The organism is Kitasatospora sp. NPDC114501, assembly GCF_055633695.1.
On the sequence record NZ_JBVKDS010000003.1, the window covers coordinates 210131 to 222748 of the forward strand.

A 12618-nucleotide genomic window follows, 5' to 3' on the forward strand; every position below is an offset into this window, starting at 1 on the left:
GGTCTCGCGCTCCTCGGCCCGGCGGGGCCGGTGGCCGGCGCTACCCGGCCTGCGGGTCGGTGACCTGGCCGAGGAACAGCGGCGCTCCGCCCCGGGCGTCCCGGATCAGGAACAGGAACGGCCGGTCGAGGTGCACCTGGACCGGCCGGTCGGCGTTCGGCGCCGCCGCCACGTCCATCCCGGCACCGCTGCCGGCCGCCGCGACCGTGCCGTCCTCGCCGACCTCGATGGTGGCCTTCTGCACCACCGTGCCGACGACCAGCGGGTCCTTGGCGATGCCGCTGAAGTCGGCCGCGCCGAAGGCCGTCCGCACCCCGAGCGAGCGCAGCGCGGAGCCGAGCTCCTTCGAGGTGTCGAAGTGGAAGCGCGGCAGTTGGAGGTCGACCGGCCGCTCGGCGAGGGCGCCGAGGACGAGGTCGAGCTGCGGCTGGTCCAGGCCCTTGGCGAAGGCCGCGAAGCCGCCCTGCGCGGGGACGATCAGGTCCATCACCAACCCGCCTTCCGCGTACGGCAGTTCGACGGCCTGCCAGGGCTCGCCGACGATCCCGCCGGAGCCGTCGGCGTACTTGAACTCCCCGGTCTGCCCCATCGTGGGGACGGTCGCGGTGGAGCCGTCGAGCTTGTGGAACGGGCGGTCGGCGGTGTGCGAGGGCTTGAAGGCGGAGGCCCACCTGGCCTTGAGGTAGAGCGCGTCGGTGAGCACCAGCCGGGTGCCCGGGGTGATCGCCTCCCGGCCGAACAGGTCCTTGATCCGGCCGTCGGTGGCCTTCTCCACGGCCGCGTTGACGGACTTGCGGGCCCCGTCCGGGTCCTTGGCGAAGTCGGCCTGGTGCACGCCGGTGTCGAAGGCGCCGGCCAGGGTGGCCAGGTAGTCCGGCTCGACGGCCAGGCCCTGCTGCGTCCAGACGTCGTCGCTGCGGCGCAGGGTCAGCTTGTCGGTGGCCGGGACCGGCCGGTTCAGCGCGCCGGTGGCGAACGCGTACTGCTGCGGGTCGAGGGCGGTGTGCAGGGCCTTGGCCAGCTCCTCGGCGGTGGCGCCGCGGGCGCCGGGCAGCAACATGGCGAGCACGGTGGCCAGGCCGGACGGGGAGACCACGAGGTTGCTCCCGGCGGCGTCCGGCTCGGCGGTCAGGGCGTGCAGGAGGTCCAGGCCGAAGGCGTCGGTGGCGGCCGCGGTGGCGGCCACCTGGGCCGGGTCGACGGCCGGCCGGCCGGTGGGCGCGGACGCCCGGAGCTCCACAGGCGCGGGGGTGGTGCTGCCGCAGCCGGCGAGCAGCGGTGTGGCGAGCGCGGCCGCGAGCAGGAGCGCCGCCGGGCGGCGGAGGGTACGACGGGTTGCGGTGCTGCGGTTCGTCATGGCCCTTCGACGCACCGCCCCGCCACCCGGTTCCGCCGCCCGCGGCACCCCGCCTGAGTCCCCGCGGCGCCCCGCCTCAGTCCCAGAGCGCCCCGAACTCCAGCAGTTCGTCGCGGTGCTCGATCCGCTCCACCCAGTCGGCCGGCCAGGCCGCCTCGCCGTGGCGGGCGCCCGCGAAGGCGCCGGTCAGACAGGCCAGCGAGTCGGAGTCGCCGCTGGAGTACGCGGCCCGGCGGACGGCCGCCACCGGGTCGTCCGGGAGCAGCAGGAAGCAGAGCAGTCCGGTGCCGAAGGCCTCCTCGGCGACCCAGCCCTCGCCGGTGGCCAGGCAGGGGTCGGCCTCGACGTCGGGTGCGGCGAGCGCCGCGTCCAGCTGGTCGAGCACCTTGAGGCAGTCCTCCCAGCCGCGGGCGAGGACGGCCTGCGGCGAGGAGCCGTACCAGCGGTCGGCGAGGTCGCCGAGCCAGAACTCGTCGTACCGCTCCCGGCTCGCCAGCGCGTACGCCCGCAGCACCGCGGGCAGGCCGGCCGGCGGCAGGCCCTCGGCGAGCTTGCGGACGGCGTACGCGGTGAGGTCGCTGGCGGCGAGCGCGGTGGGGTGGCCGTGGGTGAGCCCGGACTGCAGCTGGGCGGCGCCGGAGAGCTGCCGGGCGTCCAGTTCGCGGACCAGCCCGATCGGGGCGACCCGCATGTTGGCGCCGCAGCCCTTGGAGCCGACGTCGCTCGCCTGCTGCCAGCGGACTCCCTCGTGGCCGAGCCGCTCGCAGGAGCGCAGGCAGGTCATGCCGGGGGCGCGGTTGTTGTCCGGGGAGCGCCACCAGTCGACGAACTCCTCGCGGACCGGCCGCTCCAGCCGCAGCGGCGTGAGCGGACCGCGCGCCAGGGCGGTGCGCAGGCCGCGGGCCAGGGCGAGCGTCATCTGGGTGTCGTCGGTGACCAGCGCCCGGCCGGGCAGCGGGAGCCGCCGCCAGTCCGGATGCTCGGGCGCGATCGCCTCGACGGTCCTGAACTCCGTCAGCCGGCCGAGCGCGTCCCCGATCGCCAGCCCCAGCAGTGCCCCCGTAGCCTTGCCCACGGCCGCTCCCCCTCTGTTCCGTCAGACCTCGACCACCAGTTCCCCGAGCCCGCGGATCACGTAGCCCGGGTTCCATTCGGGCTCACGGACCAGCCGCAGGCCCGGGGCCCGGCGCAGCAGGGTGCCGTAGGACTCGGTGAGCTCCAGTCTGGCAAGCGGGGCGCCGAGGCAGAAGTGGATTCCGGCGCCGAAGGTGATGTGCGGGTTGTCGGTGCGGCCGAGGTCGAGGCGGTCCGGGTCGGCGAAGCGCTCGGGGTCGCGGTTGGCGGAGCCGAAGAGCAGGGCGATCTCGGCGCCGCGCGGGATGGTGACACCGCGGACCTCGATGTCCTCCAGCACCCAGCGCTCGAACATCTGCAGCGGGGTGTCCCAGCGCATCAGCTCCTCGACGGCAGTGGGCAGCAGTTCGTCCACCGAGCCGCGCAGCCGGGCGAGTTCCCCGGGGTTGCGGAACAGCGCCCACCAGCCGTTGCCGGTGGTGTTGACGGTCGCCTCGTGGCCGGCGTTGAGCAGCAGCACGCAGGTGGAGACCATCTCCTGCTCGCTGAGCGCGTCGGCGCCCTCCTGGGCCTGGACGAGCGCGCTGATCAGGTCGTCGCCCGGGTTCGCCCGGCGTTCGCGGATCAGGGCGCGCAGGTAGTCGGAGAACTCGATGCTCGCGGTGACGGCCCGGCGGGCGGCCTCCTCGGTCGGGTTGAGCTCGAACATCCCGGTGATGTCGGAGGACCACGGCCGCAGCAGGTGCCGGTCGCCCTCCGGCACGCCGAGCATCTCGGCGATCACGGCGACCGGCAGCGGCTCGGCGACGGTGGCGATCAGGTCGCCGCCGCCGGCCGCGAGCAGGTCGTCGACGAGTTCGCCGGCCAGCCGCCGCACGGTGGGGCGCAGTCCCTCGACCATGCGCGGGGTGAAGGCCTTGGAGACCAGCCGGCGCAGCCGGGTGTGGTCCGGCCCTTCGAGGTCCAGCAGCCCGTGGTCGTTCAGGGTGTGGAAGGGCTCGTGCGCCGGGTCGGGCTCGGGGCGGCCGAACTCCGCGTGGCTGAAGCGGTGGGTGTAGGTGCGGCCCAGCCGCCGGTCGCGCAGCAGGGCGCTGACGTCGTCGTGGCGCGAGACCAGCCACTGGTTCGTCGGCTCGAAGTACGTCACCGGCGCGTGTTCGCGCAGTTCGGCGTACGCGTCGTACGGGTGGGCCACGAACGCCGCCGACCAGGGGTCGAACTTCGCCGTCGTCGTCATCGGTCCATCACTCCAGGCCATGAGGGGGAAAGCCGGAAGGATCATCGTACGCACGCGGTGCGTCCGGGAAGACGGCCCTTCCGGCCCCGCTCAGACCCGCTCCCGCACCAGCCGCCGGACCAGCTCCGGCAGCGCCTGCGAGATCGGCTCCCGGATCACCTCGGCCGCGGCCTCGTCGTACGGCGTCGGCTCGGCGTTCACGATGACCAACTCCGCCCCGGTCCTCACCGCGTCGTACGGCAGCGCCGCCACCGGGAACACCTGGAGGCTGGTGCCGACCGCGATGAGGACGTCGCAGGCCCGGACGATCGAGTCGGCCTGCCCGAGCACCTCCGGGTCCAGGTTCTCGCCGAACATCACGATGCGGGGCTTGAGGATCCCCCCGCACTCCCGGCAGGCCGGGTCCGGCTCGCCCGCCCCGACCCGCGCCAGCGCGTCCGCCATCGACCCGACCACCCGGCAGCGCAGGCACTGCGTCTCCCGCGTGTTGCCGTGCAGTTCGAGCACCTTGCGGGCGGGCAGCCCGGACTTCTGGTGCAGCCCGTCGATGTTCTGGGTGAGCACCCGCAGCGGCAGCCCGGAGCGCTCCAGGTCGACCAGCGCCCGGTGCCCGGCGTTCGGCTCGGCGGCCACCGCGTCCGTCTCCAGCCGCATCCGCCAGGCCCGCCGCCGGACCTCCGGGTCCTCCAGGTACGGGCCGATGGTGACCAGCTCCTGCGCCGACGGGTCCTTCTGCCACAGCCCGTTCGGGCCGCGGTAGTCGGGGATGCCGGAGTCCGTCGAGATGCCCGCGCCGGTGAGCACGGCGATCAGGGGACGCTTCGCGTTCATACCCCGGACGGTACGGCCGCCGGCCCGCCCGCGGCCACCGAAAATCGGGGGTGCGCCGGATGTCGCCGTAGCGGGCCGCCAGGACGGGGGCACCGACGGCGGCCCGGGAGGTGAGGCGGGTGGTTCGGGCGTTCCGGGGGGCGTTCATCCGATGGTCTCCCGTGGTGTGGTCCGTTCCGACACCGCGGAGCCGGGCCGCCGGGGCCCTCGTCCCGGATCGCCCGCACCGGCGGACCCGCCACCTCCCCCGTACGACGGAGCGGTTCCCGCCCTCCCCCGCGCGACGGAGCCGGCCGCGCCCGGGAACGCCGAAGGGCCCGGAGGCTTGATGCCTCCGGGCCCTTCGAACCAGTAGCGGGGACAGGATTTGAACCTGCGACCTCTGGGTTATGAGCCCAGCGAGCTACCGAGCTGCTCCACCCCGCGTCGGTAAACACGACCTTACGCGACTTCCGCCGAATGTCCTAACCGGCGGTGTCGACCGGCCTCCGGCCCTGCCCCGGCGGCCGCGGAAGGGCCCGGAAACGCCGCAGGGCGGCCACCCCGTGTGGGGTGACCGCCCTGCGATCGGTGACCTGGGCCACTCCTGCCCGATGGAGGGCGAGGAGGGAGACTCAGCCGGTGTACGGGCCGTAGTCGTAGTCGTCCAGCGGGACCGCCTGGCCGGAGCCGGCGCCGAAGGGCGACAGGTCGTAGTCGTCGTAGCCGACGGCCGAGTACATCGCGGCCTTGGCCTCCTCGGTCGGCTCGACCCGGATGTTGCGGTAGCGGGGCAGACCCGTACCGGCCGGGATGAGCTTACCGAGGATGACGTTCTCCTTGAGGCCCAGCAGCGGGTCCGACTTGGCGTGGATCGCCGCGTCGGTGAGGACCCGGGTCGTCTCCTGGAAGGAGGCGGCCGACAGCCAGGACTCGGTGGCCAGCGAGGCCTTGGTGATACCCATCAGCTGCGGACGGCCGGAGGCGGGGTGACCGCCCTCGGCGACGACGCGGCGGTTCTCCTGCTCGAAGCGGCCGCGCTCGACCAGCTCGCCGGGCAGCAGCTCGGCGTCGCCCGACTCGATGATCGTCACGCGGCGGAGCATCTGCCGGATGATGATCTCGATGTGCTTGTCGTGGATCGACACACCCTGCGAGTTGTAGACCTTCTGGACCTCGGCGACCAGGTGGACCTGGACGGCACGCTGGCCCATGATGCGCAGGACGTCGTGCGGGTTGGTGGCACCCATGGTCAGCTTCTGGCCGACCTCGACCGCCTCACCCTCGCTGACCAGCAGCTTCACACGCTTCGAGACCGGGTAGGCGATCTCGTCGGTGCCGTCGTCCGGGGTGACGACCAGCTTGCGGGTCTTCTCGGTGTCCTCGATGCGGACCCGGCCCTGGGCCTCCGAGATCGGGGCCACACCCTTGGGGGTACGGGCCTCGAAGAGCTCGACGACACGCGGCAGACCCTGGGTGATGTCGTCACCGGCCACACCACCGGTGTGGAAGGTACGCATGGTCAGCTGGGTACCGGGCTCACCGATGGACTGGGCGGCGATGATGCCGACCGCCTCACCGATGTCGACCAGCTTGCCGGTGGCCAGCGAGCGCCCGTAGCACATGGCGCAGGTGCCGACGGCCGACTCACAGGTCAGGATCGAGCGGGTCTTGACCTCGCCGATGCCGTGGCGGATCAGCTCGTCGATCAGGACGTCGCCGAGGTCCGTGTTGGCGGTGGCCAGCAGCTTGCCGTCGACGGTGATGTCCTCGGCGAGCATGCGGGCGTAGACGCTGGTCTCGACGTCGTCGGCCTTGCGCAGCACGCCGTCCGCGCCCACGGAGCCGATCGCCAGCTTCAGGCCGCGCTCGGTGCCGCAGTCCTCCTCGCGGATGATGACGTCCTGGGAGACGTCGACCAGACGACGGGTGAGGTAGCCGGAGTCGGCGGTACGCAGGGCGGTGTCGGCCAGACCCTTACGGGCACCGTGGGTGGAGATGAAGTACTCCAGCACGGACAGACCCTCACGGAACGACGCCTTGATGGGTCGCGGGATGGTCTCGTTCTTGGCGTTCGACACCAGACCACGCATACCGGCGATCTGGCGCATCTGCATCATGTTTCCGCGAGCACCCGAGTCGACCATCATGAAGATGGGGTTCGTCTTCGGGAAGTTCACGTTCATGGCCTCGGCGACGTCGTTGGTCGCCTGGGTCCAGATGCCGATGAGCTCCTGCTTGCGCTCGTCGTTGGTGATCAGACCGCGCTCGTACTGACGCTGGACCTTCTCCGCCTTGGCCTCGTAGCCCTCCAGGATCTGGGGCTTGTTCGGCGGGACGACGACGTCCGAGATGGAGACGGTGACACCCGAGCGGGTCGACCAATGGAAGCCGGCCGCCTTCAGGTTGTCCAGGGTCGCCGCGACGACGACCTTGGGGTAGCGCTCCGCCAGGTCGTTGACGATCGCGGAGAGCTGCTTCTTGCCCACCTCGTAGTCGACGAACGGGTAGTCCTCGGGCAGCAGCTCGTTGAAGAGCGCGCGGCCCAGGGTGGTGGTCAGGCGGAACGGCTCGCCGTCGAACCAGGTCGACTGGCCCTCCTCGTCCACCGGCGGGGTCCAGCCGCGCGGCGGGACGGTGCCGGCCGGCAGGCGCAGCTCGATCGGGGCCTGGACGTCCAGCTCGCGGGCGTCGAAGGCCATGATCGCCTCGGCGGTCGACGAGAAGGTGCGGCCGGCGCCCTTCACGTTGTCGCGGTCCGAGGTCAGGAAGAACAGACCGAGCACCATGTCCTGGGTCGGCATGGTGACGGGGCGACCGTCGGCCGGCTTCAGGATGTTGTTCGAGGACAGCATCAGGATGCGGGCCTCGGCCTGCGCCTCCGCGGAGAGCGGCAGGTGGACGGCCATCTGGTCACCGTCGAAGTCCGCGTTGAACGCGGTGCAGACGAGCGGGTGGATCTGGATGGCCTTGCCCTCGACCAGCTGCGGCTCGAAGGCCTGGATGCCGAGGCGGTGCAGGGTGGGCGCACGGTTCAGCAGGACCGGGTGCTCGGCGATGACCTCTTCGAGGACGTCCCACACGACCGGACGGGCGCGCTCGACCATGCGCTTGGCCGACTTGATGTTCTGCGCGTGGTTCAGGTCGACCAGGCGCTTCATCACGAACGGCTTGAAGAGCTCCAGCGCCATGGCCTTCGGCAGACCGCACTGGTGCAGCTTGAGCTGCGGGCCGACGACGATGACCGAACGGGCCGAGTAGTCGACTCGCTTGCCGAGCAGGTTCTGACGGAAACGACCCTGCTTGCCCTTCAGCATGTCGCTGAGGGACTTCAGCGGGCGGTTGCCCGGGCCGGTGACCGGACGGCCGCGGCGGCCGTTGTCGAACAGCGCGTCGACGGCCTCCTGGAGCATGCGCTTCTCGTTGTTCACGATGATCTCGGGGGCACCGAGGTCGAGCAGGCGCTTCAGGCGGTTATTGCGGTTGATGACGCGGCGGTACAGGTCGTTCAGGTCGGAGGTCGCGAAGCGGCCACCGTCCAGCTGCACCATCGGACGCAGGTCCGGCGGGATGACCGGGACGCAGTCCAGCACCATGCCGTTGGGCTTGTTGGTGGTCTGCAGGAACGCGGAGACGACCTTGAGGCGCTTGAGCGCGCGGGTCTTCTTCTGGCCCTTGCCGGTGCGGATGATCTCGCGCAGGCGCTCGGACTCCTCCGCCAGGTCGAAGGTCTCGAGGCGGTCCTTGAGGGCCGCCGCGCCCATCGAGCCGGAGAAGTAGGTGCCGAAGCGGTCGCGCAGCTCGCGGTAGAGCAGCTCGTCGCCCTCGAGGTCCTGGACCTTGAGGTTCTTGAAGCGGGCCCACACCTCGTCGAGGCGGTCGAGCTCGCGCTGCGCGCGGTCGCGCAGCTGCTTCATCTCGCGCTCGGCGCCCTCGCGCACCTTGCGGCGCACGTCGGCCTTGGCGCCCTCGGCCTCCAGCTCGGCCAGGTCGGTCTCGGCCTTCTTGGCGCGGGCCTCGAGGTCGGAGTCGCGGCGGTTCTCGATCTGCTGGCGCTCGACCGAGACGTGCGCCTCCAGGGACGGCAGGTCGCGCTGGCGGCGCTCGTCGTCGACCCAGGTGATCATGTAGGCGGCGAAGTAGATGACCTTCTCGAGGTCCTTCGGCGCCAGGTCGAGCAGGTAGCCCAGACGGGACGGCACGCCCTTGAAGTACCAGATGTGGGTGACCGGGGCGGCCAGCTCGATGTGGCCCATCCGCTCACGGCGCACCTTGGCGCGGGTCACCTCGACGCCGCAGCGCTCGCAGATGATGCCCTTGAAGCGGACGCGCTTGTACTTACCGCAGTAGCACTCCCAGTCCCGGGTGGGGCCGAAGATCTTCTCGCAGAAGAGTCCGTCCTTTTCGGGCTTCAGGGTGCGGTAGTTGATGGTCTCCGGCTTCTTGACCTCGCCGTGCGACCACTGGCGGATGTCGTCGGCGGTGGCCAGGCCGATGCGGAGCTCGTCGAAGAAGTTGACGTCAAGCACTGGTCGTCAAGCCCTCTTTCGTAAGTCGAGAGTCGTTCATGTGGTCTGAGGGGGGCCTGGGGGCGGGCCGGCCGCGGGTGCGGCCGGCCCGACCTCCGTCAGACCTCTTCGACGCTGCTCGGCTCGCGCCGGGACAGGTCGATGCCGAGCTCCTCGGCGGCGCGGAACACGTCCTCGTCGGAGTCCCGCATCTCGATGGACTGGCCGTCCGAGGACAGCACCTCCACGTTGAGGCAGAGCGACTGCATTTCCTTGATGAGGACCTTGAAGGACTCGGGAATGCCGGGCTCGGGGATGTTCTCGCCCTTGACGATGGCCTCGTAGACCTTGACTCGGCCGAGGACGTCGTCGGACTTGATGGTGAGCAGCTCCTGGAGCGCGTAGGCGGCGCCGTACGCCTCGAGGGCCCACACCTCCATCTCACCGAAGCGCTGACCACCGAACTGCGCCTTACCACCGAGCGGCTGCTGGGTGATCATCGAGTACGGACCGGTCGACCGGGCGTGCAGCTTGTCGTCGACCAGATGGTGCAGCTTGAGGATGTACATGTAGCCGACCGAGACCGGCATCGGGAACGGCTCGCCGGAGCGGCCGTCGAACAGTCGGGCCTTGCCGGTGGAGTTCACCAGGCGCTCACCGTCACGGGTGAGGGTGGTGTTGTCCAGCAGGCCGGTGATCTCGTCCTCGCGGGCGCCGTCGAAGACCGGGGTGGCCAGGTTGGTGCCGCCCTCGACCGTGTCGGCGCCGATCGCCTGCAGGCGCTGGGCCCACTCGTCGGCGAGGCCGGAGACGTCCCAACCCTGCTTGGCGAGCCACCCGAGGTGGATCTCCAGGACCTGTCCCGGGTTCATTCGGGACGGGACACCCAGCGGGTTGAGGATGATGTCGACCGGGGTGCCGTCCTCGAGGAACGGCATGTCCTCGACCGGAAGGATCTTGGAGATGACACCCTTGTTGCCGTGACGGCCGGCGAGCTTGTCACCGTTGGTGATCTTGCGCTTCTGGGCCACGTAGACGCGGACCAGCTGGTTCACGCCCGGGGGCAGCTCGTCGCCCTCTTCGCGGTCGAAGACGCGGACGCCGATGACCTTGCCGGACTCACCGTGCGGCACCTTCAGCGAGGTGTCGCGGACCTCACGGGCCTTCTCGCCGAAGATCGCGCGGAGCAGGCGCTCCTCCGGGGTCAGCTCGGTCTCACCCTTGGGCGTGACCTTGCCGACCAGGATGTCGCCGGTGACGACGTCGGCGCCGATGCGGATGATGCCGCGCTCGTCGAGGTCGGCGAGGACCTCCTCGGAGACGTTCGGGATGTCCCGGGTGATCTCCTCGGGGCCGAGCTTGGTGTCACGGGCGTCGACCTCGTGCTCCTCGATGTGGATCGAGGAGAGGACGTCGTCCTGGACGAGGCGCTGCGACAGGATGATCGCGTCCTCGTAGTTGTGACCCTCCCACGACATGAACGCCACGAGCAGGTTCTTGCCGAGGGCCATCTCGCCCTCGTCGGTGCACGGGCCGTCGGCCAGCACCTGGCCGGTCTCGACCCGGGCGCCCTCGTCCACGAGCACCTTCTGGTTGAAGGCGGTGCCCTGGTTGGAGCGGGTGAACTTGGCGGCGCGGTACGTGGTGTACGTGCCGTCGTCGTTGGCCACGGTGACGTAGTCGGCCGAGACCTCCTGGACGACACCGGCCTTCTCGGCGGTGATGACGTCCGCGGCGTCGACGGCGCAGCGGTACTCCATGCCGGTACCGACCAGCGGAGCCTCGCTCTTCAGCAGCGGCACCGCCTGGCGCATCATGTTCGAGCCCATGAGCGCGCGGTTGGCGTCGTCGTGCTCGAGGAACGGGATCATGGCGGTCGCGACCGACACCATCTGGCGCGGCGAGACGTCCATGTAGTCGATCTCGGTGCCGGGGATGTAGTCGATCTCGCCACCACGGCGGCGGACCAGGACGCGCGGCTCGGCGAAGTGCAGGTCCGCGGTCAGCGGCGCGTTCGCCTGGGCGATGACGAAGCGGTCCTCCTCGTCGGCGGTGAGGTAGTCCACCTTCTCGGTGACCACACCGTCGACGACCTTGCGGTACGGCGTCTCGATGAAGCCGAACGCGTTGACCCGGCCGTACGAGGCCAGCGAGCCGATCAGACCGATGTTCGGGCCTTCGGGCGTCTCGATCGGACACATGCGGCCGTAGTGCGAGGGGTGCACGTCACGGACCTCGAAGCCGGCCCGCTCACGGGACAGACCACCGGGGCCCAGCGCGGACAGACGGCGCTTGTGGGTCAGGCCCGACAGCGGGTTCGTCTGGTCCATGAACTGCGACAGCTGGCTGGTGCCGAAGAACTCCTTGATGGAGGCGACGACCGGCCGGATGTTGATCAGGGTCTGCGGCGTGATCGCCTCGACGTCCTGGGTGGTCATGCGCTCGCGCACGACGCGCTCCATACGGGCGAGACCCGTACGGACCTGGTTCTGGATGAGCTCGCCGACGTTGCGCAGGCGGCGGTTGCCGAAGTGGTCGATGTCGTCGACCTCGACCACGATGTCGCGGCCCTCGTCGTCACGCCACTCGGTCTCGCCCGCGTGCAGCTTCACCAGGTACTTGATCGCACCGATGATGTCGGGCTCGGTGAGCACGCCGGAGTCCAGCGACTCGGCGTTGCCCAGCTTGCGGTTGACCTTGTAACGGCCGACCTTCGCGAGGTCGTAGCGCTTCGGGTTGAAGTAGAGGTTCTCCAGAAGCGTCTGCGCGGCCTCGCGCGTGGGCGGCTCGCCCGGGCGCAGCTTGCGGTAGATGTCCAGCAGCGCGTCGTCCTGGCCCTGGGTGTGGTCCTTCTCCAGGGTGGCGCGCATCGACTCGTACTCGCCGAACTCCTCGAGAATCATCTCGTTGGTCCAGCCGAGCGCCTTGAGCAGCACGGTGACGGACTGCTTGCGCTTGCGGTCGATGCGGACGCCGACCATGTCGCGCTTGTCGATCTCCATCTCGAGCCAGGCACCACGCGAGGGGATGACCTTGCAGGAGTAGATGTCCTTGTCGGACACCTTGTCCAGGGTGGAGTCGAAGTACACGCCCGGGGAGCGGACGAGCTGCGACACGACGACACGCTCGGTGCCGTTGATCACGAACGTGCCCTTGTGGGTCATGAGCGGGAAGTCGCCCATGAAGACCGTCTGAGACTTGATCTCACCGGTCTCGTTGTTGGTGAACTCGGCCGTGACGAAGAGCGGGGCGGCGAACGTGAAGTCGCGGTCCTTGCACTCGTCAATGGAGTTCTTCGGCGGCTCGAAACGGTGGTCGCGGAAGGTCAGCGACATCGACCCACTGAAGTCCTCGATCGGCGAGATCTCCTCGAAGATCTCCTCCAGACCGGACTTGGTGGGGACATCCTGACCAGACTCCAGCGCCTGCTCGACCCGGGTCTTCCAGGCCGCGTTGCCGAGCAGCCAGTCAAAGCTCTCGGTCTGCAGGGCCAGGAGGTTGGGGACCTCGAGGGGCTCCTTGATCTTCGCGAAGGAGACGCGGAGCGGGGCGGTGGATGCGGCGGAATTGTTCGAGGCGTTGCGCGGCGCGGCCAAGAGGGGGGTCCTTCCGAGGGCTCGGAGCTCACTACG

The 12618-nt window shown here is 70.2% G+C and carries 6 protein-coding genes and 1 tRNA gene; all 7 read right to left on the minus strand.

Features of this window, described 5'->3' with window-relative positions; genetic code table 11:
- Positions 1-40 precede the first annotated feature (40 nt).
- Positions 41-1357 carry a serpin family protein gene (locus ACZ7RU_RS07405; RefSeq protein WP_470339922.1) on the minus strand — a complete coding sequence of 439 codons (1317 nt, stop codon included), beginning with the start codon at positions 1355-1357 and terminating at the stop codon, positions 41-43.
- A gap of 76 nt (positions 1358-1433) precedes the next feature.
- Positions 1434-2432: an ADP-ribosylglycohydrolase family protein gene (locus ACZ7RU_RS07410; protein ID WP_470339923.1), complete on the minus strand. Its 999-nt coding sequence runs from the start codon at positions 2430-2432 to the stop codon at positions 1434-1436.
- Between the two features lie 21 nt (positions 2433-2453).
- The gene (locus ACZ7RU_RS07415; protein ID WP_470339924.1) at positions 2454-3668 is read right to left on the minus strand and encodes a cytochrome P450; all 1215 of its coding nucleotides are present in this window, start codon (positions 3666-3668) and stop codon (positions 2454-2456) included.
- A gap of 90 nt (positions 3669-3758) precedes the next feature.
- Entirely contained in the window at positions 3759-4499 is a 741-nt protein-coding gene (locus ACZ7RU_RS07420; RefSeq protein ID WP_470339925.1) for an SIR2 family NAD-dependent protein deacylase, read from the minus strand.
- 352 nt (positions 4500-4851) lie between these two features.
- Positions 4852-4925, minus strand: a tRNA-Met gene (locus ACZ7RU_RS07425).
- A gap of 188 nt (positions 4926-5113) precedes the next feature.
- Positions 5114-9007, minus strand: a complete 3894-nt coding sequence (locus ACZ7RU_RS07430; protein ID WP_470339926.1) for a DNA-directed RNA polymerase subunit beta' — start codon at positions 9005-9007, stop codon at positions 5114-5116.
- Positions 9008-9105: 98 nt separating this feature from the next.
- Positions 9106-12582, minus strand: a complete 3477-nt coding sequence (gene rpoB, locus ACZ7RU_RS07435) for a DNA-directed RNA polymerase subunit beta (RefSeq protein ID WP_470339927.1) — start codon at positions 12580-12582, stop codon at positions 9106-9108.
- Positions 12583-12618: the final 36 nt, after the last annotated feature.

Coding starts and splice junctions, on each gene's coding strand:
- ACZ7RU_RS07420 (WP_470339925.1), bottom strand. CDS start 4,499: ATGAACGCGAAGCGTCCCCTGATCGCCGTGCTCACCGGCGCGGGCATC.
- ACZ7RU_RS07405 (WP_470339922.1), bottom strand. CDS start 1,357: ATGACGAACCGCAGCACCGCAACCCGTCGTACCCTCCGCCGCCCGGCG.
- ACZ7RU_RS07415 (WP_470339924.1), bottom strand. CDS start 3,668: ATGACGACGACGGCGAAGTTCGACCCCTGGTCGGCGGCGTTCGTGGCC.